The sequence below is a fragment of the Nocardia suismassiliense genome, from assembly GCF_900269665.1.
Lineage (GTDB): Bacteria > Actinomycetota > Actinomycetes > Mycobacteriales > Mycobacteriaceae > Nocardia > Nocardia suismassiliense.
In genome coordinates, this window is record NZ_LT985361.1 from 1,734,630 (window position 1) to 1,760,723 (window position 26,094).

The 26,094-nt window shown below is 68.4% G+C and carries 19 protein-coding genes and 1 tRNA gene; 13 read left to right on the plus strand and 7 right to left on the minus strand.

The window, feature by feature from the left end:
- Window positions 1-37: 37 nt before the first annotated feature.
- The 9 genes from DBO33_RS07770 (at window position 38) to DBO33_RS07805 (ending at window position 8,842) form a co-directional block, all read left to right on the plus strand.
- Window positions 38-853, plus strand: coding sequence for a hypothetical protein (locus DBO33_RS07770; RefSeq protein WP_107654418.1), 816 nt, complete (start codon window positions 38-40; stop codon window positions 851-853).
- A 22-nt stretch (window positions 854-875) separates the two neighbouring features.
- Window positions 876-1,832 carry a hypothetical protein gene (locus DBO33_RS07775; protein ID WP_107654419.1) on the plus strand — a complete coding sequence of 319 codons (957 nt, stop codon included), beginning with the start codon at window positions 876-878 and terminating at the stop codon, window positions 1,830-1,832.
- A 63-nt stretch (window positions 1,833-1,895) separates the two neighbouring features.
- Window positions 1,896-2,840: a DUF2157 domain-containing protein gene (locus tag DBO33_RS07780; protein WP_107654420.1), complete on the plus strand. Its 945-nt coding sequence runs from the start codon at window positions 1,896-1,898 to the stop codon at window positions 2,838-2,840.
- A gap of 198 nt (window positions 2,841-3,038) precedes the next feature.
- Entirely contained in the window at window positions 3,039-4,538 is a 1,500-nt protein-coding gene (locus tag DBO33_RS07785) for a CoA-acylating methylmalonate-semialdehyde dehydrogenase (RefSeq protein WP_107654421.1), read from the plus strand.
- A 3-nt stretch (window positions 4,539-4,541) separates the two neighbouring features.
- Entirely contained in the window at window positions 4,542-5,681 is a 1,140-nt protein-coding gene (locus DBO33_RS07790; protein ID WP_107654422.1) for an acyl-CoA dehydrogenase family protein, read from the plus strand.
- Complete coding sequence (locus DBO33_RS07795) at window positions 5,678-6,739, plus strand: enoyl-CoA hydratase/isomerase family protein (protein ID WP_107654423.1); 1,062 nt, start codon at window positions 5,678-5,680, stop codon at window positions 6,737-6,739. Before DBO33_RS07790 ends, DBO33_RS07795 begins: the two co-directional genes overlap by 4 nt.
- Window positions 6,732-7,631, plus strand: a complete 900-nt coding sequence (gene mmsB, locus DBO33_RS07800; protein WP_107654424.1) for a 3-hydroxyisobutyrate dehydrogenase — start codon at window positions 6,732-6,734, stop codon at window positions 7,629-7,631. Before DBO33_RS07795 ends, mmsB begins: the two co-directional genes overlap by 8 nt.
- 76 nt (window positions 7,632-7,707) lie before the next feature.
- The gene (locus tag DBO33_RS42615) at window positions 7,708-7,893 is read left to right on the plus strand and encodes a DUF6374 family protein (RefSeq protein ID WP_159080145.1); all 186 of its coding nucleotides are present in this window, start codon (window positions 7,708-7,710) and stop codon (window positions 7,891-7,893) included.
- Between the two features lie 121 nt (window positions 7,894-8,014).
- Window positions 8,015-8,842: an enoyl-CoA hydratase gene (locus DBO33_RS07805; protein ID WP_325050701.1), complete on the plus strand. Its 828-nt coding sequence runs from the start codon at window positions 8,015-8,017 to the stop codon at window positions 8,840-8,842.
- A 41-nt stretch (window positions 8,843-8,883) separates the two neighbouring features.
- Here the strand turns inward: DBO33_RS07805 and DBO33_RS07810 are convergent, their stop codons facing one another.
- Window positions 8,884-9,942 (minus strand): Hsp70 family protein, encoded by a 1,059-nt coding sequence (locus tag DBO33_RS07810; protein WP_107654425.1) that lies wholly within the window; start codon window positions 9,940-9,942, stop codon window positions 8,884-8,886.
- A gap of 126 nt (window positions 9,943-10,068) precedes the next feature.
- Window positions 10,069-10,620 carry a MarR family winged helix-turn-helix transcriptional regulator gene (locus DBO33_RS07815; RefSeq protein WP_107660064.1) on the minus strand — a complete coding sequence of 184 codons (552 nt, stop codon included), beginning with the start codon at window positions 10,618-10,620 and terminating at the stop codon, window positions 10,069-10,071.
- A gap of 170 nt (window positions 10,621-10,790) precedes the next feature.
- Between DBO33_RS07815 and DBO33_RS07820 the strand changes: the two genes are divergently transcribed.
- Window positions 10,791-10,865 (plus strand) — tRNA-Cys (locus tag DBO33_RS07820).
- A 19-nt stretch (window positions 10,866-10,884) separates the two neighbouring features.
- Here DBO33_RS07820 and DBO33_RS07825 read toward each other — a convergent pair.
- From DBO33_RS07825 to DBO33_RS07845, 5 genes are all read right to left on the minus strand, one after another.
- Entirely contained in the window at window positions 10,885-11,946 is a 1,062-nt protein-coding gene (locus DBO33_RS07825; RefSeq protein WP_107654426.1) for an ABC transporter ATP-binding protein, read from the minus strand.
- Window positions 11,943-13,496 (minus strand): ABC transporter permease, encoded by a 1,554-nt coding sequence (locus DBO33_RS07830; protein ID WP_107654427.1) that lies wholly within the window; start codon window positions 13,494-13,496, stop codon window positions 11,943-11,945. The genes DBO33_RS07825 and DBO33_RS07830 overlap by 4 nt, the downstream gene beginning before the upstream one ends.
- 2 nt (window positions 13,497-13,498) lie before the next feature.
- Entirely contained in the window at window positions 13,499-14,518 is a 1,020-nt protein-coding gene (locus DBO33_RS07835) for an iron ABC transporter substrate-binding protein (protein WP_107654428.1), read from the minus strand.
- A gap of 119 nt (window positions 14,519-14,637) precedes the next feature.
- Window positions 14,638-16,059 carry a metallophosphoesterase gene (locus DBO33_RS07840; protein ID WP_107654429.1) on the minus strand — a complete coding sequence of 474 codons (1,422 nt, stop codon included), beginning with the start codon at window positions 16,057-16,059 and terminating at the stop codon, window positions 14,638-14,640.
- 30 nt (window positions 16,060-16,089) lie between these two features.
- Window positions 16,090-16,683: an Rv0361 family membrane protein gene (locus tag DBO33_RS07845; RefSeq protein WP_107654430.1), complete on the minus strand. Its 594-nt coding sequence runs from the start codon at window positions 16,681-16,683 to the stop codon at window positions 16,090-16,092.
- 182 nt (window positions 16,684-16,865) lie between these two features.
- On the opposite strand from DBO33_RS07845, the gene DBO33_RS07850 reads away from it, so the two are divergent.
- The 3 genes from DBO33_RS07850 to DBO33_RS07860 all read left to right on the plus strand — a co-directional run bounded on the left by DBO33_RS07850 (window position 16,866) and on the right by DBO33_RS07860 (window position 26,091).
- Window positions 16,866-17,237, plus strand: coding sequence for a hypothetical protein (locus DBO33_RS07850; protein ID WP_159080146.1), 372 nt, complete (start codon window positions 16,866-16,868; stop codon window positions 17,235-17,237).
- Window positions 17,238-17,347: 110 nt separating this feature from the next.
- Entirely contained in the window at window positions 17,348-18,160 is an 813-nt protein-coding gene (locus DBO33_RS07855) for a CPBP family intramembrane glutamic endopeptidase (RefSeq protein ID WP_234390730.1), read from the plus strand.
- A 518-nt stretch (window positions 18,161-18,678) separates the two neighbouring features.
- Window positions 18,679-26,091, plus strand: coding sequence for a type I polyketide synthase (locus DBO33_RS07860; protein WP_107654433.1), 7,413 nt, complete (start codon window positions 18,679-18,681; stop codon window positions 26,089-26,091).
- Window positions 26,092-26,094: the final 3 nt, after the last annotated feature.

A 26,094-nucleotide genomic window follows, 5' to 3' on the forward strand; every position in this document is an offset into this window, starting at 1 on the left:
AGCCACTAGGCCGCCTGAACCTAGGAGGGGATCCGGTATGCGCGCACGCAAGATGATCGCCGCGACGGTGCTGGCCGCACTGGCGTTGGTGGTGTCCGGCTGTTCCGGCAGCGATGACGCGCCGACGTCGAGTGGGCCCGAGCCGCTGGTCGGATTGCTGCGCTTCACACCGGGTTCGGTGTCCGGTGACAGCGTCGCCGGAACCTGGTTCCGGATGGTGCAGCCGGGCGGCACGCCGGAGAAGGGCCCCTACATGCCCAATGGCGATTCCCCTGCGCAGGGCGGGTCGACCACCTTGCTCGAACCGGGCACGGCCGGCGGCCTGCGCATCGGCGGATACCAGAGCGAACCGAAGCCCGGTTTCGCACAGGGGAATTCGCTGTCCGCGTCGATCACCAAGCCGACCAAGTTCTTCGCCGTCGAGTTCGGCATCTCCACCAACCCGGTGGACCCGCAGACCCAGCGCCGGGTGCCGCCGCCGACGGTGACGAACGACGGCGGCAAGCTGACCGCCGACGTGTCCGCCTGGGCCGCCTCCTGGAACGACCAGGAGTTCAATCAGGGCGCGCCGAAGCCGCCGGAGAAGCAGGACGCCCAGGTGGCGGGCGCCGAACAGGTGCAGAAGGTGTGGGACTGGGTCGCCAAGCAATGGTTCGACAAACCCACCGCCGATGCCGCCCAGGGTCCCTCGGCCACCGGCACCTACGACGCGAAGACCCGCAAGTTCACCCTGCAGTGGACCAGCCTCATCGTCGGCGGCCCGTTCAACGGGTTCACCGGCGTCTGGCACCTGGAGGGCGTGTTCGAACCCGCCGCGGCCGCACCGAATTCGCCTGCGGCACCGGTCAAATAGACATCAGAAGGAGTACGGTCCGATGAGTTCTCGCACGACGACCCGGCCTGCGCTCGCCGGTGCCCTCCGCGCGGTGGCCGCGCTGACGGTCATCGGCAGCGCCGTCGCGGTCACCGCGCTGACGGTCAACCAGGATGACGAGGTCACCAGCGTGGTGATCACCCAGGAACAACCGGCCGCTGCCGCGCGATCCGCCGCGCCCTCGGCTCCGGCGGGGAGCTCGGCGCCGCAGGCACCCGCGCCGGGTGCGCCGGCCGCACCAGCTCCCGGCGGGCCGGCACCCGCCGCGTCGGTGCCGCTCGGAGCGGGCGGTGCGCCCGCCGTCGTCGCCATCAATCCTGGTGCGGGCGCTGCGAATACGGGCGCTGCGAATGCCGGTGCGCCGAACGGCTCTGTCCCGCTGGGCGCGCCGAACAGCTCGGTCCCGCTGGGTGGTGCGCCGAACAGTTCCGTTCCGCTCGGCGGCGCGGGCGGTGCGAACCCGTTCGCGGCCGCCCCGCTCCCGGCACAGCCCGCGTGCCCGCTCGGCTGGCCCGCGCCGAAGCAGCAGGGTGGTCTCGCCTCGCTGATCGGACTGGCTCCGCTGGCGGGCCCGTTCTCCTCGGAAGCCTTCGCGCTCGGCTCGGTCTACCAGCCGATCTTGCAGCTGGCGGGCCCGGTGCTCGCCGAGGTCGCCCCGGTCCTCGCGCGGTACCAGCCGGCGATCGACCCGTTCATCACCCAGGTGCAAGGCGTGGAAGCGGTTGTCCTGCAAGCAATCCTGCCGTACTACGGCCCCTACCGCGATCAGCTGATCGCCGCCGAGGGCGAACTCGCCAAGGTGCTGGCACCCATCCTCACCCGCGCCTACAACAGCGAGATCGCCTCCTGCTTCGTGGCCTGGCAAGGTCAGATCATCGACCAGGCAAAGGGTGGCCACATCACCGTGGCCTCGCTCGCGCATCCCGGCACCGTGGTGGAGCTCGGCCCCGAATCCTGACCAGGCCACGCGTCGAATCGACGATCTCCGGTGGGTGGGGCGAGGGCCGGACATAATGGGGCGATGGCGACACACCAGAGGTTGGCTGTGCGGAAGCTGGTCGAGCAGGGTGTGCTGACCGAGGCGCAGTTCGAGGCAGTGATGGGCGCGCTGGCCGCGCACGAGCCGCGGCCGCGCGGGAAGATCCTCGCGGAGATCGCGGCGTACATCGGTGCCGGGTTGGTGTTCTGCGGCATCGCACTGGTGATCGGGGCGTCGTGGGACGATCTCGCGCGCGGTGCGCAAGTGGCCCTGCTGATCGCGGTATCGGTCGGGCTCGTCCTGGGCGCGATTGCCGTGGTCGGTGGGCCGTCGAAATTGTTCGACAGGGATCCGCACGGCTCGCGGATTCGGCTCGCCGGGGCTTTGCTGGCGCTCGCCGCTGGGTCGGTGACGGGGGCGGTGGGCACCGCGCTGGACGACGGCTCCGCCGACGCGGGGTCGTGGGCGGCGCTCGCCGGACTGGTCGCTGCCGTGCTCGGTTATATCGCTGTTCCGTCGGTGATCGGCATGCTCGCCTGCGGCATCTTCAGCGCGTCGGCCATCCCGGTGGCGCTCGATGAGATGTTCGGCGTCGGCGACCTCTGGGTGGGCTTCGGCATGCTCGTGGTCGGCGGAATATGGTTCGCGCTCAGCAGGATCGGCGCGTTCGTCGAAACCTGGCTGGGGTACGCGATCGCGGTCGGGATCGCACTGGTCGGCGCGATCGTCGTCGATTCGGACCATCGGCCGTGGGCGTTCTTGCTCAGCGTGCTGGTGGCTGCCGTCTGCTTCGTATTGTTCGCGCAGCAGCGTTCGACGGTGCTCGTGATCGGCGGCGGTCTCGCGGTCGCCCTGGCGACCGGTCAGGCGGTGACGCAGTGGACCGACAGCGTCCTCACCGTAGCGGTCGCTGTGCTCGCGATCGGGGCTGTTGCTCTCGGCGTCGGCTCGTACGTACTCACCAGGTCGCCGAAGTCGTCGGACTAGACCGGCCAGCTGGATCCGCTCCTCGAGTTTTCTCACCTCACGCACTGAAACCCCTGGTAGAACGAGTACTCCAAGGAGCTGGGGCTACTTCCGCACAACGTGGGATGAATCACACTCGCTAGATACATGGACGTCCAACTATAGGATGACCGCATACCGCGCTGCGGTGTCACGGTCGGCTACCAGAACAGGACTGGCATGGTTCGCGAACTCACTCACTTCATCGGCGGGCAACACGTCGCGGGTACCTCCGGCAACTTCGGTGACGTCTTCGACCCGAATCTCGGCCAGGTGCAGGCACGGGTGCCGCTGGCGAGCACGGCCGAGGTGCAGGCCGTCATCGCGAACGCCGAAGCGGCGCAGCCGGTGTGGGCCGCGTTCAACCCGCAGAAGCGGGCGCGGGTGCTGATGCGGTTCCTGACGCTGGTGCAGGACGAGATGGATTCGCTCGCCGCACTGCTCTCCTCGGAGCACGGCAAGACCATCGCCGACGCGAAGGGCGATATCCAGCGCGGCCTCGAGGTGATCGAGTTCGCCGTCGGCGCGCCACACCTGCTCAAGGGTGAGTACACCGAGAGCGCGGGCACCGGCATCGACGTCTACTCGATGCGTCAGCCGCTCGGCGTCGTCGCGGGCATCACCCCGTTCAACTTCCCGGCCATGATCCCGCTGTGGAAGGCGGGCCCGGCGCTGGCCACCGGAAACGCGTTCGTGCTCAAGCCCTCCGAGCGCGACCCCTCGGTGCCGCTGCGGCTGGCCGAGCTGTTCCTCGAGGCCGGCCTGCCGCCCGGGGTGTTCAACGTGGTGCACGGCGACAAGGTGGCCGTCGACGCGCTGCTGCACGACCCGAGGATCAAGGCCGTCGGCTTCGTCGGCTCCACCCCGATCGCGCAGTACATCTACGAGACCGCGACCGCGAACGGCAAGCGCGCCCAGTGCTTCGGCGGTGCCAAGAACCACGCGATCGTCATGCCGGACGCCGACCTCGACGACGTCGCCGACCAGTTGATCGGCGCCGGTTACGGTTCCGCGGGCGAGCGCTGCATGGCCATCTCGGTGGCCGTGCCGGTCGGCGAGGAGACCGCGGATCGCCTGCTGGCCAAGCTCACCGAGCGGGTACACAAGCTCAACATCGGCCGCTCCGACGATCCCGGCGCCGACTACGGCCCGCTCGTCGGCAAGGACGGCGTGGACCGGGTGCACAACTACGTCCAGATCGGCATCGATGAGGGGGCCGAGCTGGTGGTCGACGGCCGCGGCGTGACCGTCGAGGGCGCCGAGGACGGATACTTCGTCGGCGCAACACTTTTCGACAAAGTCACTCCCGAGATGCGGATCTACAAGGAAGAGATCTTCGGTCCGGTGCTGACCGTGGTCCGGGCCAAGGACTACGAGGAAGGCCTGCGCCTGGCCAACGAGCACGAATACGGCAACGGCGTCGCGATTTTCACCCGCGACGGCGACACCGCCCGCGACTTCGCCGCTCGCGTGCAGGTGGGCATGGTCGGCATCAATGTCCCGATCCCGGTGCCGATCGCATACTACACCTTCGGCGGCTGGAAGCGCTCGGGCTTCGGCGATCTGAACCAGCACGGCCCGGACTCGTTCCGCTTCTACACCAAGACCAAGACCGTCACGCAGCGCTGGCCTTCCGGCATGAAGGAAAGCAATGCGTTTGTCATCCCGACGATGGACTGACGAATGTTCATCCTCGACGACGACGAGAAAGCGATCAGCGATACCGCCCGTGGCTTCGCCGACGAGTTCCTCGCGCCGAACGCGCTGGAATGGGATGAGCAGAAACACTTTCCGGTCGATGTGCTGCGCAAGGCGGGCCCGCTCGGCCTCGGCGGCATCTACGTTCAGGAGGACGTAGGCGGCTCGGGTCTGCGCAGGCTCGACGCCGTGCGCATCTTCGAGCAGCTCGCCACCGGGTGCCCGGCCATCGCGGCCTACATCTCGATCCACAACATGGCGACCTGGATGATCGACAGCTACGGCGACGACGCCCAGCGCCATCGCTGGCTGCCGCGGCTGACGTCGATGGAACTGCTGGCGAGCTACGCGCTGACCGAGCCCGGCGTCGGCTCGGACGCGGCGGCCTTGAGCACCAAGGCCGTCCGCGACGGCGACGACTACATCTTCAACGGCGCAAAACAATTCATCTCCGGCGCGGGCGCCACCGACGTGTACGTGGTCATGGCCCGCACCGGAAGCGCGGGCGCGCGCGGTATTTCGGCGTTCATCGTGCCCGCCGATACGCCGGGCCTCTCCTTCGGCGCCAACGAGCGAAAGATGGGCTGGCACGCCCAGCCCACCCGGCAGGTGATCTTCGAAGACGCCAGGGTTCCGGCGGCCAACCTGCTCGGTGCCGAGGGCGACGGCTTCCGCATCGCGATGAACGGCCTCAACGGCGGACGGCTGAACATCGCCGCCTGCTCGGTCGGCGGCGCGCAGGCGGCACTGGACAAGACGGTGCCGTATCTGGCGCAGCGCAGCGCGTTCGGCGCACCGCTGCTGAAGAACGATGCGTTGCGGTTCCAGCTCGCCGATATGCGGACCGAATTGGAGGCCGCCCGCACCTTGCTGTGGCGGGCCGCGGCGGCACTCGACGTCGACGCGCCGGACAAGGTCGAGTTGTGCGCCATGGCAAAACGATTCGCCACCGACGCGGGCTTCGAGGTCGCCAACAAGGCGCTGCAACTGCACGGCGGCTACGGTTACCTGGCCGAATACGGCCTGGAGAAGATCGTCCGGGATCTGCGGGTACACCAGATCCTCGAAGGCACCAACGAAATCATGCGGGTGGTCGTCGCCCGCGCGGTGGTAGGAGCGGCATGACCAGCGAACCGGAAGTTCTGCTCGAAAAGCGCGATGGGCTCGGGCTCATCACCCTGAACCGGCCCAAGGCCATCAACGCGCTGAATCATTCGATGGCGCTGGCGATCAGCGAGGCGCTGCACGCCTGGGCCGCCGACGACGCGGTCCGCACCGTGGTCGTCACCGGTGCGGGGGAGCGCGGCCTGTGCGCGGGCGGCGACATCGTGGCCATCCACACCGACGCGACCGGCGGTGCGGCGGGCGCGGATTCGCCGACCGGGCGTTTCTGGCGCGACGAGTACGTGCTCAACGCACTGATCGGCCGCTACCCGAAGCCCTATGTGGTGGTGATGGACGGCATCGTCATGGGCGGCGGCGTCGGCCTGTCCGGCCACGGCAGTCACCGGATCGTCACCGAGCGGTCCAAGATCGGCATGCCGGAGGTCGGTATCGGTTTCATCCCGGATGTCGGTGGCACGTATCTGCTTTCGCGCACGCCCGGCGAGCTCGGCACGCACGTCGCGCTCACCACGGCCCGGATGAACGCGGGCGACGCCATCGCGGCCGGCTTCGCCGACTACTACATCACCTCCGAACACCTTCCGGCGCTGCTGGATACGCTGCGCACCGAGACGGCCGAGATCGCGATCGCCAAGTTCGCCTCGGCCGCACCGGCTTCCGGCCTGCTCGCCCAGCAGGACTGGATCGACGCCTGCTACAGCGCCGACACCGTCGAGGAGATCGTGGCCCGCCTGCAAGCGTACGACGCACCGGAAGCGGCCAAGGCCGCCGCCGACATCCTCACGAAATCGCCGGTCGCGCTGAAGGTCACACTGCGATCGTTGCGTTCGGCGCGGTCCGCGCCGAACCTGGAGACGGTGCTGAACGAGGAGTACCGGGTCTCCATCGCGGCGTTGTCCTCGGCCGATCTGGTGGAGGGCATCCGCGCGCAGGTGATCGACAAGGACCGCAACCCGCAGTGGTCGCCGGCGACGCTCGCCGACGTCACCACCGCACAGGTCGACGCATACTTCGCCGAATTGGGCGATCAGGAACTGGGTTTGGTGAGCAATGACTGAAAAGATCGGATTCCTCGGACTCGGCCACATGGGTGCGCCGATGGCGGCGAACCTCGTCAAAGCCGGATATGAAGTGCTGGCCTATGATCCCGTGCCCGCGGCGCAGGAGCAGGCCGTCAAGGACGGCGCCACCGTGGTGGGTACGGCGGCGGAGGCGGCGGACGCCGGTGTGGTGATCACCATGCTGCCCAACGGAAAACTCGTCCTCGACGTGTACGCCGAACTGCTGCCTGCCGCCAAGCCCGGCACCCTGTTCATCGACTGCTCCACCATCGACGTCGCCGACGCGAAGTCGGCCGCGGTGCTCGCCATCGGCGCGGGCCATCGCGCACTGGACGCCCCGGTGTCCGGCGGGGTCGCGGGCGCGGCGGCGGGCACGCTGACCTTCATGGTCGGCGGCGGGGCCGAGGACTTCGCCGACGCACTGCCGGTGCTCGAGGTGATGGGCGGCAAGGTGGTGCACTGCGGCGGCTCCGGCGTCGGCCAGGCCGCCAAGATCTGCAACAACATGCTGCTCGGCATCTCGATGATCGGCCTGTCCGAAGCCCTGGTGCTCGGCGAGAAGCTCGGCCTGACGCACCAGTCCTTCTTCGACGTCGTCTCCACCGCGTCCGGCCAGAGCTGGGCGCTGACCAGCTACTGCCCGGTCCCGGGCCCGGTGCCGGCCAGCCCGGCCAACAACGACTACCAGCCGGGTTTCGCCACCGCCCTGATGAACAAGGATCTCGGTCTGGCCGCGAACGCGTTGCGCGAGAACGGCATCGACGGTCAGCTCGGTCTGCTCGCCGCGGAGATCTACAACCGGTTCAACGAGTCGTCCGGCGGCCGTGACTTCTCGGCCATCGTCACCGAGATCCGGGAACGCAGCATCGGCCCGAACACGGACGCCTGAGGCCGCATCGCACCGACTCCGACGCGAAGGTTGACACGTCTCGAACATGCGTTCGACTCGAGGTATTGTTCGGGCCGTGTCTCCACTTTCCCGCCAAGACTGGGCCAGGATGAACCTCGAACAGGTCCGTGACCAGCTGCTCGACGCGGCCGCGTTCGGCAAGTACCTGCCGCCCGAGCAGCTCGAGCACGCGGCCGGGAAGATCGCCGAGGGGCTGCGGGTCTATCAAGAATTGATCAGCGATCCGCGCTCGCCCGGATAGTGGATTGCCTTGTGCGGCAACAACTTCAAATGAAAACCTGGACGCTGTGGGAGGGGCGGAAAACCCGCCTCCTGTATCGTCACCGATATTCCTGACCATTCGAACTAGAAGGTGCCTAACGATGGATGCATCGCGTAGCGATTCGATGGGGGGCGGCGGTCGGGCGACGGGCGGGCCCGACTTCGAGACGATTCTGCTGGAGCGCAAAGGCCGGGTCGGCTGGATCACGCTGAACCGCCCGAAGGCGCTCAACGCACTCAATGCCCAGGTCCTCGACGACGTCATCGCCGCGCTGGACGAACTGGAGCGCGACGACGAGGTCGGAGCAGTGGTAATCACCGGCTCGGAGCGCGCGTTCGCGGCCGGCGCCGACATCAAGGAAATGCAGCCGAAGTCGTATATGGACATGTTCCTCAACGACTACTTCGCGCGCTGGGACCGGCTCGCCCAGTTCCGCAAGCCGACCATCGCCGCGGTGGCCGGATACGCCCTCGGCGGCGGCTGTGAACTGGCCATGATCTGCGACATCCTGATCGCGGCCGACACCGCGAAGTTCGGGCAGCCGGAGATCAAACTCGGCGTCATCCCCGGCATCGGCGGCTCGCAGCGGCTCACCCGCGCGGTCGGCAAGGCCAAGGCGATGGATCTCGTGCTCACCGGTCGCAATATGGACGCGGAGGAGGCCGAGCGCGCCGGACTGGTGTCGCGCATCGTGCCCGCCGCCGACCTGCTCGACACCGCGCTCGAGGTCGCCGAGACGATCGCCTCGATGTCCCTGCCGGTCACCATGATCGCGAAGGAGTCGGTCAACCGTTCCTTCGAAACCACCCTCGCCGAGGGCCTGCGCTTCGAACGACGAGTGTTCCACTCGCTCTTCGCCATCGACGATCAGAAGGAAGGCATGACCGCCTTCGTCGAGAAGCGTCCCGCGAAGTTCACCAACCGCTGATCCGTGTTCGCCCGGCAGAATAGTTATCCACTTAGCCGGGCCTAGCCGAAGCTCGACGACGACGGTCCGACGATGTCCATCGGCGTCGGCGGGACACCGTGGGTGGGTTCGGCCGAAGAGTTGTCCATGGCAAGGATTCCCGCGATCGTCGCGCCGAGCGCCGCGGTCACCGCGACCGCGGCGATCAGCTTGCGGCGGTCCACCGTACCGTGCGCCAGCGACGCGGACAGCGCCGCACCCGCCCGCACGCGCGGCATGCGCACGTCGCCGCTGTGCCGCTCCGCGGCGAGTAACACCGCGCCGCGGGCCGAGACGTAGTCGGGTTCCGGGTCGTAGATGATCGGCAGGTCGATCAGCTCCGCGAGCTCCTCGCGGATGCTCGGGCTGCGCGTGCAGCCGCCGAGCAGCACCATCGCGTCGGGCTGTACGCCGCTCTCCTCGATGAGCTGACGCACGAACGAGGCCGAGTGATGGATGCTCGCCGCGCACAATTCGGCCAGGTCACTGCGGGTGACCACCTCGCGGTCGCCGGAGATGGGGTCGATCGCGGTGACCACCCGCTCGCTGCTCAGCGCCTCCCGATGTCTGCGGCTGGTCAGCTTGTCGGTGAGCACGCCGCCGCGGGCGAGCTGCCAGCGCAGCAGCGCGTCGTAGCCGTCGCCGCCCAGCACCGTGCTGCGTTTACCGGCCAGGATGGTGTCGTTGCGGCAGTCGGCGTGCGTGATGGTCAGCCCGGATGTGCCGAGGTCGTAGAGCAGTACCGTGCCCTCGTCCGGCAACTGGCCGGTGAAGCGCAGGTAGCGCAGTTGGGCAAGCGGTTCGTCGACGATGGTGAGGCGATTGCGGCCCACGAGGGTCCGGATGGCGTCGGCATGCATGGTGCAGCGGCAGGTCACCGCGGTTCCGGTGACCAATTCGTCGCGCCGGTCGGCGGCGCCGCGCATCTGCCGGATGGCCTCGAAAACGGGTTCTTCGACGCCGCCACCGGCGCGCCGCGGCACCTCGCAGCGGTCGATCGGCGGGAGGTGCGGCTGATCGGAATGTGTCAGCATCGCGCGCGCGCCACCAGCGCCCGCCGATACCCCCAAGACCAGCACCATGGTTTACATGGTGAACCCTTTTGCGCCCGCTGCCAAGGCGACGGGGCGGAAAATTCGCTAGTTGGATGCCGGACCGTTACCGCCTGGTCGATCAGGGGGTGTATTGAACCGTCCAGTACGTCCGGCTCATTCGGGTCGGTTCGTGGACCAGCGGGCTTGCTCGCCGCCGGTGTCGAAGTCGCCTGCGGCGTGTCGGAATTCCGCCAGTAACTGCAGCAGCGTGTGCAGCCGATCCGGTGCGAGGCCGGGCAGCGCGAACACTTTCGTGTTGAGTTCCTCGGTCGCCTGCGCGACCAATTCCCTTCCGGCGGCGGTGATCTCGATCAAGGTCGCGCGCCGGTCGGTGGGGTGCGGTACCCGCTCGACCAGCTTCGCCGCCTCCAGCCGGTCCACCGTATTGGTCACGCTGGTCGGGTGCACCTGCAGCCGGGCGCTGGCCTTGGCCATCGGCAGCGCGCCGGTCTTGCTGAAGCTCAGCAGCATGAGCAGTTCGTACCGGGAGAAGGTCAAACCGGTTGGTTTCAGCGCCTCGTCCACCCGGGCCATCACGATTTGCTGGGCACGTACCAGCGAGGTCACCGCGGCCATACCGTCGGCCACGTCCCCCCAGCCGTGGTCGACCCACTGGCGATGGGCCTCCTCGATCGGGTCGAGCGGGAGCGGGCGTGGCCGAGACATGGTCCGATCATTCCATGCGTGCTCGGAATCAGGCCGCATGCTCGGAATCGAGGGCGGTGCAGGCGCGCTGCTTCGAATCAGGCCAGTGCTTCGAATCAGGCCGCTGCTTCGAATCAGGCTGAGCGCAACGGTGTGTCCGGGAGTTCGCGCACGGCACACTCAATCGTGAGGCGGGCGTGGCTGAGTGGTTGAGGCAACGGTCTGCAAAGCCGTTTACGCGGGTTCAATTCCCGCCGCTCGCTCCATCGGGGTTCGAGGGTCGCCTCAGGCGGCAACGCTCGGTTCGGCATATGCCACAGCCGAACCGAGCACCTCGAGCCGTACGCGCCGGCCTGCGGCAGGCGCCGCCACACTGGCCCGGCGCACCCGCACCGCGGCACTGCGGCCGTCCAGTGCGATGGTGAGCATCACGTCGGCACCGCGGAATTCGACATCCCGTACCACCCCGCTGTCCGGCTCACCTGCCGAAACTTCGTGGGCGACAAGCTGTTCCGGGCGAACCATGATGGTGACCTGACCGGTCGGCGCGCCATGCTGCACGGGAATCCGGCCGAGCACGCACTTCGCCACGTCGCCGTCCACCACCGCGTCGAGCAGCACGCAGTCACCGAGGAAGCGCGCGGTGAACAGGTCCTTCGGCGCGGCGTAGACCTCTTCCGGCGCGCCGACCTGGGTGAACCGGCCGTCGCGCATCACCGCGACCTGCTCGGCGAAGCACAGCGCCTCCTCCTGATCGTGGGTGACCAGGATGCTGGTCATGCCCGCCGCGCGCAGGGTGTCGGCGACGGCCTGCCTGGTGGTGGCGCGCAGGCCGGCATCGAGTGCGCTGAACGGCTCGTCCAGCAGCATCACGTCGGGCTTGCGGGCCAGGGCGCGAGCGAGGGCGACGCGCTGCTGCTGCCCGCCGGAGAGTTGATGCGGGCGGCGCTCGGCGTAGGACGGATCCAGCGAGACCATGTCGAGCAGTTCGTCGACGCGGTGCTTGCCGTTGCGCCGGCCGTAGAATCCGCCGCGCAGTCCGTAGGCGATGTTCTGGCCGACGGTCAGATGCGGGAACAGCGCGCCGTCCTGCGCGACATACCCGATGTTGCGCCGTTGGGGCGGTACCGAGAACCTATCGCGGGCAACGGTTTCCGAGCCGATCGCGACCGAACCCGCGTCCGGTGCCTCGAACCCGGCGATCACCCGCAGCAGCGTGGTCTTGCCGCAGCCGGAGGAGCCGACCACCGCGGTCGAGGTCCGGTCCGGCACCTCGAGGGTGATCCCACCGAGCACCCGATGGTGGCCGAAGGTCTTCGACACCTCGGCAACGACGAGCTCACTCATATTCCGGCCGCCTTCCGCGATTGGGTGAACAGCAGATAGGTCACCGGCACCGCCGCGACGATCATGATCAGGGCGTAGGGCGCGGCGGCCGCGTAATCCAATTCGCCGGACAGCGACCAGAATCGCATGGCCAGCGTGCGAGTTCCGTTGGGCGCCAGCAGCAGTGTCGCGGTCAGCTCGGTCGCGACGGCGACGAAGACCAGCGCACCGGCGGCGGCCGCGGCGGGGGCGGTGAGCCGCAGGGTGATTCGGGCGAAGGTGACCGGACCGGACTTGCCGAGCGACCGGGACACCTCTTCCAGCCCGATCGGCACTTGCGCGAGCCCGGCCCGCACGCTGACCAGCGCACGGGGCAGGAACAGCAGCACGTAGGCGGCGACCACCATGGTCGCCGTCTGGTAGAGCGGGGGAGCCCAGCGGATGGTCACCGTCACCATGGCGAGCGCGATGACGATGCCCGGCAGTGAACTGGTGATGTAGTTGGCGCCCTCCACCATTCGGGCGAACACCGAGGTGGAGCGCACCGCGATCCAGGCGACCGGGAAGGCGCACAGCGTGGTGAGCAGCGCGGCCACCGCGGCCAGCGCGATGGTTTGCCCGAGCGCCTCGCCGAGCTCGGTGAAGTCCCATACCTGAGCGCCGCCGATGCGCAGCCAGCGTCCGATGGTCCACAGCGGAACGCCCAGCGCACCAGCGGTCACCAGGGCGAGCGCGGCCAGCACCGGAATCGTGCTCGCGCCGAGGCGGATCGGTGCGGCTGCGCGCGGTGCGCCGCTGCCGATCCTGGCGTAGCGGCTGCGGCCGCGCACCGCCGCCTCACTCGCCAGCAGCACCAGACAGCAGAGCACGAGTACACCCGCGAGCATGCTGCCCGCGGGGCCGGCGAAGCTGGACTGGTACTGCTCGAAGATCGCGGTGGTGAAGGTGTCGAAGCGGACCATGACGAACGCGCCGTACTCGGCGAGCAGGTGCAAGGCGATGAGCAGTGCACCGCCGAGAATGGCCAACCGCAACTGCGGCAATACGATTCGCGCGAACACCGCCACCGGCCCCGACCCGAGCGCCCGCGCGGACTCCTCCACCGCGGGATCGAGGCGGCGCAGCGTGGCCGCCGCGGGCAGATACACCAGCGGGAAGTACGACATGGTGGAGATGACCACCCCGGCCGAGAGACCGTGCATGGTGGGGAAGGCGCTGACCCAGGCGTAGCTGTTCACGAACGCGGGAACCGCCAGCGGCGCCGCGAATATCGGCCCCCACCATGCCTTTCCGGGCACATCGGTGCGTTCGACCACCCAGGCGAGGCCGACGCCGAGCACCACGCAGATCGGCACGGTGCACACCACCAGGCCGACCGTATTACGCAGCAGCTGACCGACTCTGGGGCGGAACACCAGGTCCGCGGCCTGGCCCGGTCCGGTGGCGAAGATCTCGGACACGATGTAGCCCAGCGGCACGAACGTCGCCGCCACCAGCAGCAGGGCGACGGTCGTGACGAAGGGTCCGGGTCGACCGACCTGGGACGAGGCGACAGCGGTCCGGACGGCCACGGCTAGAGCAGGCCCGCCTCGGTCATCAGCGCGGTGACCTTCTTGGCGTCCAGCTTGGACGGATCGACCGGGGGCGCCTGCAGGTCGGCCAGCGGCGGCAGCGCCGGGTTGGCGGCCACATCGCTGGCGACCGGGTACTCCATCGAGTCGCCGTCGCGCAGCACCTCCTGGCCCGCCTTACCGGTGATGAACGCCAGGAACTTCTGGGCCGGCTCCTGCTTCTTGCTCGACTTCAGCACGCCGCCACCGGAGATGCTGACGAAGGCGCCCGGGTCCTGCTTCTTGAAGTAGTGCAGCGCGGTGTGGCTGCTGCTCTCCTTGGTCTTGGCCTGGTCGCGGTACCAGTAGTAGTGGTAGATCACGCCGCCGTCGGGGTTGCCCGCGTCGACCGCCTTCATGGTGGCCACGTTGTTCGGGAACGGCGTCGCGTTCTCCTTCATGCCCTTCAGCCAGGCACGGGTCGCGTCCTCACCCTTCAGCGCGAGCAGGGCGGCCACGATGGCTTGGAAGTCGGCGCCCGAAACGCCCGCGCCCCAGCGCCCTTTCCATTGCGGCTGCGCGAGGTCGAGCAGCGAGGCGGGCAGCTGGTCGGCCGCCACCTTGTCCTTGTTGTAGACGAAAACCGTTGAGCGCGCGGCGACTCCGGTCCATTTGCCGGTGGACGGGCGGAACTGCGCGGGCACCTGATCCAGCGTCGCCTTGTCCACGTCGGCGAACAGACCCGCGTTCTCGACCAGTGCCATGGCGGGGGAATTCTCGGTGAGGAATACGTCGGCGGGCGAGGCGGCGCCTTCGGCGACGAGTTGGTTGCCCAGCGCGGTGTCACCGCCCTGCCGGAGCGTGACCTTGATACCGGTCTCTTTAGTGAATGCCGCTACCCATTCCTTGGTGAGCGATTCGTGCTGTGCGTTGTAGACCGTGATCTCTTGAGTGTCATCCGACGAATTCGAGCATGCCTGCAGGCCGAGCGCCGCTACCGTGACGGCCAGTACTCCGGAGATCGTTTTCCATCCGACAGGCATCGCTTCGGTCCTTCCGCTGGAATCCCTCATGTTGATGAGGCTTACCTAAGCAACATACCGCGTCCGACGTGCGCGGATGATATCGGTCCGGCAGCGGCGTTTCCGGAATTTCCAGCCGGTCAGCGCAGGCCCGAGAAATCCCGCAGGACAACGTGATTACGGTCGGCGGTGGTGCCGAGCGTGTAATCCGGGAGTAGGCCGAAGTATTCGGACCTGGTGGTCGCGCTCCAGCGGCGCGCCGCGTCCGTGCGGGTTTTGTAGAAGTTGAGCATGTAACCGCCCTCGTACAGGCGGAGCAGGCTGTAACCGCCCGGATATTCCTTCACCGCGGCCACTTCCAGGAATTCCACGGCGCAGGCGGTGTCGGGGCGGGTGCGGCGATTTCGGTGGGTATGTCCGCTGTGGTGCAGGAAAACGCCGGGGGAGCGGGTGTACAGGGCTTGGAGTTCGGCGCTATCGCGGCCATTGAGGACGAATCCCGGTCCCGCCAGATTGGTGAAACCCGATTCGACGGTGACCGGGTGGTGGCCGAAGACCAGGGTGGGGCGGTCGGGGTCGGCGCGCAGTCGCTCGGCGAGCAGGTCGAATTGTGGTCGGTCGATGGTGCCGCCGGAGCCGTCGAGTTCGCTGGTGTCCAGGCCGAGCAGGCGCAGGCCGCCGGTCTCGTGCTCGATCAGCTGCTGGCGCGGGAGGAACGCCTCGGCCCAGCAGTCGTGGTGGTCGGCGGGTGCGGGCAGGCAGCTCGCGTAAGCCGGGCCGATGTGGGGGCGATCGTGGTTGCCGCGCACGACGAAGTAGTCGGTACCGAGTGCACCCCAGCTGTCGAGATGGGCACGCACGGCGCGCGAATCTTTCGGCGAGGCCTCGTTGGTGAGGTCGCCCGCGATCAGTAGCCGCTCGGCGCCGCGGTCCGGCCGGCGCAGATCGTCGAGCAGGGCGGCCAGCATCACCTCGGGATACGGCGGGATGTCCTGACGGACGCCGGGCGGCACGTTGGCGACCAGCAGGCCACTGACCTCCTCGCCGTAGTGCACGTCGTTGGCGAGGGCGAGGGTTTGCAGTGGTCGGCCGGGCGGCGGCACCAATGTGGTGAATTCGCCGGTGGATTCGGGAGTTCCGGGGCTGAGAGTGGTCAAGGAGAGCGCGGGGATCGCGCGCACGCCGTGGGACCACGCCTCGAAACGGTAGGTGCGGCCGGGTTCGAGGCCGTCGATTTCGGCGTAGTGGAACGGTGTCGGCCGCGGGTCGGCGTGCACGGGAACCGGGGCGCGAGCCGAATCAGCGGGTGTCAGAAGAACTTCCGCGTCGGCGTCCACCGGTGTCAGTCGTCCGGCGGCATCGGGCGTCACCGTTGTCCAGGTGATGATCACCGAGCGGTCGGTGATCGTGACGACCTCCAGGTCGGTGGCGATCAGCGGATGCGGTTGGGCCCGAGCCGAACTCGGGCGCGTGAAGGGTAGGAGGGTGGCAAGGCCGATGGCGCCGAGCACGGTTCGCCTGGACGGGCCGCAGCACGAGGTGCCTGCGGTCCGTTCGCCCATGCCGCCGTCACTCATCGGCGCGGCGCGGGGTCAATTCTTGGGCGAGCTCGCGGAGCAGACCTTCCACTTACCGTCTTCCTTCTTCAGGTGCTCGGTGGTGCTCGTATCGGTGTCGGGGGCCTGACCCGGCACCTCCAGGGTGAGTGTGCCGAGAATGTGCGCGGTCGCGACCGCACCGTCGATCGCGACATTTTCGATCTTATCGATGTTCACCGCGACCGTCGCCGACTCGAACTCCTGCTTCTGCTCCTCGGGCAGCGCGTCGAACTCGGCCCGGTCCGCCGCGCACGCCTTGGCCGCGGCCGCCCGGAAGCCCTCGGACTCCAGCGTGTCGTAGAAGTCGTGGATGGCCACCTCGATCCGCTTGTCATCGGAGGCGAGCGGGCCCTTGCCCTGCGCCGTCAGCACGGCGCCCAGCACCACCGCGCCACCGAGGGCGAGCAGTACCACCGCCACCAGTGCGACGATCAGGCCGATCTTGCTCTTCCGGGACGGCTGAGCGCCGGCCGGCGGCGGATAGCCGGCCCGTGGGTCACCCGGCGGTGGCGGATAGGAGGTGGGCTCCTCGGGCTGCTGCGGATACTGCGGTTCCTGCGGCGGTTGCCCGCCCGGCGGATAAGTCATCGTCTCGCCTCCGTCAGCCCCCTTCGGCTTCCTCGAAGGTTACGGCAAGCGTGCGCCCGGTCGAATGAAAAAAAGGCGCTGACCGTGGCATCGCGTGTCCTGTACCGGGCGGACGGTCGGCCGACCTATATTTGCCGAGTGCGGATGACCGCCCACATTTGTTCGTGCAGAGGGAGATTCGAATGCGCAGATTGATCGGCATGTCCGTTTTCGGCGTGGGTTTGCTGGCGATCGCGCAGGGTGCGGGAATCGCCGGAGCCGACCCAGCGCCTGCCGGGCAGGGCGTGTTGCGGGTGCAGGCGGCGACCACCGGTGCCGAACCGGCCGCTGTCGCGGGCGCGCAAATCGGTGTCACCACCTGCGCCGCGGGCCCGATCCTCACCACCTTGACCACCGGGCCCGACGGCACCGCCGCCACTAACCTCGCACCTGGTTGCTATCTGGCCCAGTTCACCTCGGTTTCGGGTTGCGAACCGAAAAGCACGACCTCGGTCAAGGTGGACGTTATTCCGGACGCCACGCAGACCGCCGCCTTCCAATTCAGCTGCGCCTGAACGACGCACGACGGCTTTACCGCGCGTCCGCAGTGGTAATGGAATCGCGAGTTCGGGAGTCACCATTTCGTAGGATGTGCACCGCCTGAAGTGCGGGATACGGTCGTGACGTGGCTTTTTTCGCGAGCTCCGAGGATGGTCGCCCTGCGTTGGTGGTCAGGTCGGTCATAGTTTTCGTCGCGGTGACGGTCTGGTGGCTGGTGCTGTATCGCGGGGCGGACCTGGTGTTCGGCGCGGAGTACGGCCGAGGCCGTCATGTGGCGGCTGCGGTCGGTGCGACGCTGGGTACGGTGCCGTTGATCTATGCGACGCGCCGGTTCCTCGATCGCCGGCCGTGGTCCGGGCTGGGATTGTCGTCGATCGGACGCGGTTGGCGCCCTTTCCTTTTCGGTGCCGCATGCTGGGGTATTCCCGCTCTTTTGTCCGCGGCCGTGATGATCTCGCTCGGCTGGGCCGAACTCACCGTGCGTGCGCCGGTGCCGCAGACCTTGTCGGCGATCCTCGCACTGCTCGCACTGGTACTGCTGTACGAGGCCTTTCCCGAAGAACTCATCTTCCGCGGATATTTCTTCGCCAACCTCCGCGAACGCTGGCCCACCGCCGCCACCGTCCTCGGCCAAGCGGCACTGTTCACCGCATGGGGAGTCCTGATCGGCGCGGCAGGCTCCCTCGACCGAGCCCTGTTCTTCTTTGCATTCTCCGCTGTGCAGGGCGCACTGCGCGCCACCACCGGAAACGTGTGGGCCTGCATAGGATTTCACACCACCTTCCAAGTGACCACACAGTTCCTCGCCGGCAAATGGGACTACATAGACCTCGACGACCCCGACATGGCAGTCATCGGCTTGGCATTCGGCGTCATCCCGTTCACCAGCACGGCACTACTGCTGTGGCTGTATGCGCGGAAGCAGCGGCAGAGCTGATCGCCGCGGCATAACCGGCTACCCGGCGAGTCGGTCGATTGCTCAGCTTCGAGCCGTTATCGGTTCCCATCCGAGCGTGCTTCGGCAACGAATAGCAGTATGCGGGTGCCTTGCCTGTCAGGCAGTGAAATAGGTTGCGACACTATGCAATTGGCGAATCCGGGGGCTTGCGCCCGATGATTCCGATCGGTAGATTCGCGGTCGAGCTCTTCCAGAGCTGAAGCGAGGCCACAGGGGGCAACGCGGCTCCACCGCACCGCTCCGTTCTCTCGATATCGCACGTGACGACGACTGCCGAGGCGCTCGGTAGCCGTCGATGACACAGCTCAACGGCCTCGCGGTATTCGGATTCGCCCGCGCAGTGGCGTCGATCGTTGCCGCCACCGTGCCCGGCTTGTTGTCAGATGCAGATTCGACCCGCTGAACCGTCGCTGTCCAGGTGTCGGCTGTTCAGGGGTCGCCACCGATCGTCGAGATGACCACTGCCCCGCCTTCCGGGGGCCGGAGAAGGAGAACGTATGTCGGGGTTCGGCGCGTCCAAGCACGGCGAGGACATCGCGGTCGTCGGCGTGGGCCTGCGACTGCCGGGTGGCATCGCCGACCTCGACGGTTTGTGGGCAATGCTGTCCGCCGGACGCGATGTCGTCACCGAGATTCCGGCAGATCGGTTCGACGCAGGCCGGATCGTCACGCCCGGTGGTCGCAGGCCAGGCAAGAGCTACACCGCTGCGGCGGGCATGCTGACCGGGGTGGACATCGCGGCGTTCGACGCGCGGTTCTTCGGCATCTCACCGCGCGAAGCCGGCCGGATGGACCCGCAGCAGCGGATCCTGCTGGAGCTGGCGATGGAGGCGCTCGACGACGCCGCTGTCGATATGCGCGAGCTGTCCGGTTCGGATACCGGTGTCTTCATCGGTATTTCGGAGATCGGTTACGCCACCCAGCAGAACGACTGGCGAAACATCGACGCCTACACCAATTCCGGGCTCGCGCTGTCGATCGCGGCGAACCGTATCTCGCACTTCTTCGACTTCCGTGGGCCGAGCATGGCCATCGACACGGCGTGTTCCTCGGCGATGGTGGCGCTGCACCAAGCCTGCCAAGCCCTGCGGTTCGGTGAGGGGCGGGTCATGCTCGCGGGCGGCATGAGCGTCCTGCTCAGCCCGTTCACCACCGTCGGCTTCGCGCAGGCCTCGATGCTGTCGCCGACCGGCCGGTGCCGGGCGTTCTCGGCCGATGCCGACGGGTATGTGCGCGCCGAGGGCGGCGGCCTCGTGGTCTTGAAACGGTTGGCCGACGCCATCGCCGACGGCGACCGAGTGCACGCGGTGATCCGGGGCACCGGGGTCAACTGCGACGGTCGCACTCCTGGCCTCGCGCTGCCCAGCGCCACCGCGCAGGAAGCCTTGCTGCACAAGGTGTACGCCATGGCCGGGGTCGAGCCGCACCAGGTCGGCTACGTCGAAGCGCACGGTACCGGCACACCGGCGGGCGATCCGGTCGAGTGCGCCGCGCTCGGTCGTGCGCTCGGCATGCCCCGGTCCGCCGGGCCCGCCCTGCCGATCGGTTCGGTCAAGACCAACCTCGGACACCTGGAAGCTGCCTCGGGCATGGCGGGACTGCTGAAAGCCATTCTGGTGCTGCGCCATCGAGTGATCCCGGCGTCGCTGCACGCCACGCCGCTCAATCCGGCGATCGATTTCGACGGACTGCGCCTGGCTCCGGTCCGCGAGAACACACCGCTGGACAGCGCCGGACCCGCCGTGGTCGGCGTCAACTCCTTCGGCTTCGGCGGGGCGAACGCGCACGCGGTGCTCGCCGAAGCGCCACAGCGCCCACTGGCCGTGCGGCTGGCGGGCCGGCCGTTGCCCATCGTGGTCTCGGGGCGCTCGGCGGACGCGGTCACCGAAGCCGCCCGACTGCTCGGCGCGCAACTGGCCGATACGACGGCGGAACAGTTCTACGACGCTTGCTACACCCTCACTCGGCGGCGCACCCGCCATTGGGATCGGGTAGCGGTACTCGCCACCGACGGCCCGTCCGCCGCGGCCCGGCTGCGCGCGATCGCCGAGGGCACGGTGGACATCAACCAGCGCGCGTCCGAGACGGCGCGCGGCCAGGTCGCTTTCGTCTTCTCCGGCAACGGTTCCCAGTGGGCGGGCATGGCGGCCGACCTGCTGGCCGACCCGGTGTTCGGTGCGGTCATCGCGGCAGTGGACGCCCGGCTGCGGCCGTGCCTCGGCTGGTCCGTCGCCGACGAACTGTGCGCGCCGCTCGAACGGTCCAGGATGTCCGCGACCGAGGTCGCTCAGCCCGCGTTGTTCGCCGTGCAGCTCGGCCTCGCCGAAATGCTGCGCGACAAGGGCATCGTGCCCGCGGCCGTGGTGGGTCACAGTGTGGGTGAGGTCGCGGCGGCCTATCTGGCGGGCGCGCTCGATCTGGACGCGGCGTGCCTGGTCATCGCCGAACGCAGTGCCGCCCAGGCCAAAACGGCGGGGCGCGGGCGGATGGCCGCGGTCGGCCTGTCGGCGGCGGAGATCGCGCACGAGTTGGACGGACTGCCTGACGTGGAGCTCGCCGGCATCAACTCGCGCAAGGACGTCACGGTCAGCGGTGACAGTGCTGCGGTCACCGAACTGGGCACCCGGCTTGCCGCCCGCGAGATCTTCTTTCGTGAACTCGAACTGGATTACCCGTTCCACAGCAAGGCCATGGACGACCTGCAGGACACCGTGCGCGCAGGCCTGGCCGACCTCGCCCCCGGCGCAACGCGGATCCCGTTGATATCCACGGTGACGGGAACCGAAATTCCCGGCACCGAACTCGGCGCCGAATACTGGTGGCGCAACGTGCGCGAACCCGTGTTGTTCGCCCAGGCCGTCGAGGAGCTGATCACGCGGGGATTCGACATCTTCGTCGAGATCGGCCCGCATCCGGTACTGCGCGGCTATCTGCGGCGGCTGACCGCGGCCGCCGAGCCACCCACCGCCGTGGTGCCCACCCTGCTTCGATCCGCCGAGGGTGCGCGGGCGGTCGACGCCACCGTCGAGCGGTTGCTGGAGGCCGGTGCCGCACTCGACTCGGCGCGCTACTTCCCTGATACCGGCCTGGTGGTGGATCTGCCGCGCTATCCGTGGCAGCGCGAACGGCATTGGCAGGGCAGCCCGGAGTCGAGCTTCCGCAACGGCGGCGACGGCACGATCGACCATCCGCTGCTCGGCGAACGTCTCACCGTGCTCGAGCCCACCTGGCGCGATGTCGTCGAACCCACCCGGGTGCCGTGGCTGACCGACCATCGGGTCGGCGGTGCCGTCGTCATGCCCGCGAGCGCCTTCCTGGAGATGGCCCTGGCCGCGGGCCGCCGCGTGCACGACGCGGCGGTCGAGGTCACCGATCTGCAGATCACCCACGCGCTGGTGCTCGCCCAGGACGACGATGGCCCGCCGGTCAGCCTGCAGGTGTCACTGTCGGAAACCAGTGGCGCCGTCCGGATCGCCAGCCGGGTCGAGGGCATGTCGGAGTGGCAGGCCAATGCCACCGGCCGGGTCCGGCGCCTGTGGCATCCGCAACCCGCACCCATCGACATCGCCGGCGAGCGCGCGACCTTGACCGAAAAGGTCAGTGGCGCAGAGCATTACGCCGCTACCGCGGCTGTCGGTCTCGACTACGGTCCGGCGTTCCGAGTGCTGGAGGAGCTGACAGTCGGCCAAGACCACGTGCTGGCCGCTTACCGTCTCGACGCGGCGCAGTCCGGCTACGAGGTGCACCCGGCGCTGCTGGACGGTGCGCTGCAAGCGGGCGCCCCGCTGCTCGCCGCCGCTCGCCACGTCTTCCTGCCGCACGCCGTGGGGATCACCCATCGCTGGTTCCAGCCGCCGGCCAGCGGGTGCATCCTGGTCCGATCGCGCGTCAGACACCAGGACTATGTGCGCTGGGACATCACGATCACCGATGTGGACGGCGCCGTCGCGATGGAACTGCGGGACGTGTGGTTGCGCCGGTTCGACGCGGCGCTCGGCGATCCGGTGGACCAGCACGTGTGTGTGCTGCGGGCGGCGCCGTACGAAGAGGCGCCCATGACGGGTACGCCCATGCCGGTCGCGGGCGAACTCGCAGCGGCCACCGAGCAACGGCTGCAATCCGCCGAGACACTGCTGGAAACACCCACGAACCTGATGAGGACAACCGAAACCCTCACCCATCACGCTGTCGCGGCCCTGACCCAATTGCTGCCCACGCCTACGGCATTCGCCGAAGAAGACGCGCTGGCGGCAGGAATGCTGCCGAAATACGCGGGACTGTTCGACCTGCTGCTGACGATGGCCTGTGCGTACGGCCTGGCCGAGCCGATGGGCGAAAAGCGCTGGCGCTGGACCGGTGTGGCCGCACCGGAGCCGCTGCTGCGCTGTTGGCTGGCGGAGGTCCCCGAGTGCGCGCCCGCGGCGGCACTCGGTACCTATGCCGCGCGGCGCCTTCCGGAATTCTTGTGCGGCCGCGCGGACCCGATGCAAGAAATCGTCCTCGACGGCGGGTCGTTGCTCGAGCAGTACTACGACGTCAGCCCGGATACCCGGTACCACAACGAGATACTGCGCGCAGCGCTGAGCGAGATCGTGCTGGGCTGGCCAGAGGATCGCCCGCTGCGGGTGCTCGAGGTCGGCGCCGGGACCGGTGCCACCACCGCGGCCCTTCTGCCGTTGCTGCCACCGGAGCGAACGCATTACCTGTTCACCGACGCGAGCACGTCCTTCTTCACCAAGGCGCAGAAGCGCTTCGCCGCCTACGACTTCGTCGAGTACCAGCAACTCGACCTCGACGAGGAACTGGCCGCGCACGGCTTCTCCGACTGCGCCTTCGATCTCATCGTCGCGTCGAACGCGCTGCACACGGCCGCCGACCTGGCGTGCTCGATGCGGTCGCTCGGCCGCCTGCTCGCGGCGGGTGGACTGCTGCTGGCCAGCGAACGGCACGACCCACAGCCCTTGGCGCTGCCGTTCGGCGTGCTGGACAGTTTCTGGGGCTTCACCGACACCGCACTGCGGACGCATTCGCCGCTGCTGTCGCGCGAGCAGTGGCCGGCGTTGCTGCGTCGCTGCGGCTTCGCCGACGTGCGGCAGCTGGGCAGCGAACAGGAACCGCTGCGCAGCTCGTCCTCGGTCATCCTCGCCACCAGGACTGCCGAGACAGCGCTCGGCGCGGCCCTGCCACCGGCTCCGCTGGGTAGCCGGTGGATCCTGCTCGCCGAGGACGACACCGAACTCGAGTTCGCCGCATCGCTGGCCGAGCGATTGCACGAGGCGGGCAGCAGCTCGGTGCACACGATCGCGGCGAGTGAGCTGATCGATGGATGGTTGCCTGCCGTCGCCGAGAACGATTCGGTGCGGGTGGTTTTCCTGCTTTCGGCCGCGACGTCGAATGAACAACCCGGCCCGGTCGCGACGACCCATCGGACACTGCGGCGCGTCGCCGTCCTGCGCGCCGTCGCCGCGGGCCTCGGGGACCTGCCGTCCACCGTGCAGACCCGGTGCTGCCTGGTCACCCGGCCGACCGGCGCGATGCCCGCGCCGGAGCGGGCGGAGGTTCCCGAAGACGCTGCGGTGTGGGGCGCCGCCCGGTCGCTGGCCAACGAGCAGCCCGCGCTGGGACTCACCCGGGTGTCACTCGCACGCGGCTCGGAACTGACCGAAACCGCCGACCTGCTGGCCCGCGAGCTGCTCACCCCCACCGACGAGGACGAGGTAGTGCTCACTCCCGCAGGCAGATTCGTGCCTCGGGTGGTTGCGGCCGTACCCGAGCTGACCATGGTTGCCGCGGACAATCCGCAGCCCTACCGGCTCGCACTGCACAATCCCGGTCTGTCGTGTGAATTCTCTTGGCAGCCCTCAGTTCCGAAGCAGGCAGGTCCGCAGGAGGTGGTCATTGCGGTCCGGGCCGCGGCACTCAACTACCGCGACGTGCTGCAGGCGGTCGGCATGCTGCCGCCCGAAGCGATCGATGGCACCTTCGCCGCGCAGGGACTCGGTTTCGAGTGTGCCGGGGTGATCGCCGAGGTCGGTGCGCAGGTGCGCGACCTCCGGCCGGGGGACCGCGTGTACGGTCTGGCCCCCGCCGCGCTGGCGGCCCAGGTGGTGACTGCCGCTGAGAACGTCGGCCGGATTCCCGACGGCATGTCCTTCACCGGAGCCGCGACCCTCCCGGTGGCCGCGTCCACCGTGTACTACGCCCTGGAAACGCTGGCCAGGCTGGTGCCGGGTGAGGTGCTGCTGGTGCACGGCGGGGCGGGTGGCGTCGGGTTGGCCGCCGTCCGGTACGCCGAGCAACTCGGCGTGACGGTCATCGCCACCGCCGGGTCGGCGATCAAACGTGAGTTCCTCCGGTCGCTGGGCGTCCAGCACGTCTTCGATTCCCGCAGTATGGCTTTCGTCGCCGAGGTCGAGGCCGCCACCGGCGGGCGTGGGGTGGATGTGGTGCTCAATTCCCTTGCAGGGGAGGCCCTGCACCGCAGCCTCGAACTGTTGCGCCCGCACGGCCGGTTCGTGGAACTGGGCAAGCGGGACATCATCGAGAACAGTCCGCTGTTGCTGCGCGCCTTGCAGCGCAACATCAGCGTCTTCTGCGTCGACCTGAGCACCATGGACAGCGACCATCCGGTTCTCGGCCAGGTCGAGTTCCGGACCGTCGCCGAACAGATCTCGTCGCAGGCGTACCCGCCGCTGCCGCACACGGTCTACCCCGCAGCCCGGATCGGTGAAGCCTTCCGGCTGCTGCAGCATTCGCGGCACATCGGCAAGGTGGTCGTGTCATTCGAGGCCGAGGTCCCGGTGGAACGCATGCCGGCGCCGGTGCGGCTCGATCCGGACGCGACCTACCTGGTCACCGGCGGATCGAGTGGCCTCGGTGCGGCGACGGCGCGCTGGCTCGCCGATCGCGGCGCGCGTCAGCTAGCGCTGACGAGTCGCAGCGGGCCGGCGGCGCCGGAAGCGGCGAAGCTCATCGACGAGTTCGCCACCCGCGGGGTCACGGTCACCGCCTATGCCGCCGATGTCACAGACCTGGACGCCATGCGAGCGGTATTCGCAGCCATCGATGCGACGGGACACCCGGTGCGCGGTCTGGTGCATGCCGCGATGCGGCTCGACGACGCGCCACTCGCCGAACTCGACGACACCCGATTCGCCACTGCGTTGGCCCCCAAGATGCAGGGTGCGCTGACCTTGGCCGAACTCGTCGAGGAACGCCCGCTGGACTTCTTCGTGCTGTTCTCGTCCGTCGCTGCCATGGCCGGGCAGCTCGGGCAGGCGAATTACGTTGCGGGCAACCTGTTCATGGAGGCCTTCGCACGACATCGGTTGCGCAACGGACTGACCGGGCAAGCGGTCGCGTGGGGCGCCATCGGCGATGTCGGCCATGTCGCTCGCACCGGCCTGGCCGACCGGTTGTCCGGATTCGGGATGTTGGCGATCACCGCCGAGGAGGCGATGACCGGTCTCGAGCAGCTGCTCGGCTCCGAACGCAACGGTGTGTCCGTCGCCAGAATCGACTGGGATCGGATGACGACCCTGCTTCCCGGCCTGTTGACGCCGCGTTTCGCGCGCGTGCGGCCGCCGGCCATCCACGGGATGGGACAGGGCAAGAGCGAATTCCTCCGGGAACTGGCGGCGGCCACGCCGGAGGAAGCTCAGGAGCTGGTCCAACAGGCCATGATCGGGCTGGTCGCCCACGTCATGCAGACCACGCCGGACCGGATCGATCCGCACCGGCAGCTGGATCAGCTCGGACTGGACTCGCTGATGGCCGCGGAACTGCTTGCGGCGATCCGGCACCAATTGGGGTGCGAGCTTTCGGTCATGGATGTCGCACGGGGCGGGTCGCTCGCCCAACTGAGCCGCGTCGTACTCGCCGCGGCGAAACCGAGCAGGACAGGGAGCTGAGCA

Coding starts and splice junctions, on each gene's coding strand:
- DBO33_RS07860 (WP_107654433.1), top strand. CDS start 18,679: ATGTCGGGGTTCGGCGCGTCCAAGCACGGCGAGGACATCGCGGTCGTC.
- DBO33_RS07845 (WP_107654430.1), bottom strand. CDS start 16,683: ATGACTTATCCGCCGGGCGGGCAACCGCCGCAGGAACCGCAGTATCCG.
- DBO33_RS07790 (WP_107654422.1), top strand. CDS start 4,542: ATGTTCATCCTCGACGACGACGAGAAAGCGATCAGCGATACCGCCCGT.
- DBO33_RS07835 (WP_107654428.1), bottom strand. CDS start 14,518: ATGCCTGTCGGATGGAAAACGATCTCCGGAGTACTGGCCGTCACGGTA.
- DBO33_RS07785 (WP_107654421.1), top strand. CDS start 3,039: ATGGTTCGCGAACTCACTCACTTCATCGGCGGGCAACACGTCGCGGGT.
- DBO33_RS07775 (WP_107654419.1), top strand. CDS start 876: ATGAGTTCTCGCACGACGACCCGGCCTGCGCTCGCCGGTGCCCTCCGC.
- DBO33_RS07810 (WP_107654425.1), bottom strand. CDS start 9,942: ATGGTGCTGGTCTTGGGGGTATCGGCGGGCGCTGGTGGCGCGCGCGCG.
- mmsB (WP_107654424.1), top strand. CDS start 6,732: ATGACTGAAAAGATCGGATTCCTCGGACTCGGCCACATGGGTGCGCCG.
- DBO33_RS07850 (WP_159080146.1), top strand. CDS start 16,866: ATGCGCAGATTGATCGGCATGTCCGTTTTCGGCGTGGGTTTGCTGGCG.
- DBO33_RS07780 (WP_107654420.1), top strand. CDS start 1,896: ATGGCGACACACCAGAGGTTGGCTGTGCGGAAGCTGGTCGAGCAGGGT.
- DBO33_RS07805 (WP_325050701.1), top strand. CDS start 8,015: ATGGATGCATCGCGTAGCGATTCGATGGGGGGCGGCGGTCGGGCGACG.
- DBO33_RS07795 (WP_107654423.1), top strand. CDS start 5,678: ATGACCAGCGAACCGGAAGTTCTGCTCGAAAAGCGCGATGGGCTCGGG.
- DBO33_RS07825 (WP_107654426.1), bottom strand. CDS start 11,946: ATGAGTGAGCTCGTCGTTGCCGAGGTGTCGAAGACCTTCGGCCACCAT.
- DBO33_RS07815 (WP_107660064.1), bottom strand. CDS start 10,620: ATGTCTCGGCCACGCCCGCTCCCGCTCGACCCGATCGAGGAGGCCCAT.
- DBO33_RS07840 (WP_107654429.1), bottom strand. CDS start 16,059: ATGGGCGAACGGACCGCAGGCACCTCGTGCTGCGGCCCGTCCAGGCGA.
- DBO33_RS07770 (WP_107654418.1), top strand. CDS start 38: ATGCGCGCACGCAAGATGATCGCCGCGACGGTGCTGGCCGCACTGGCG.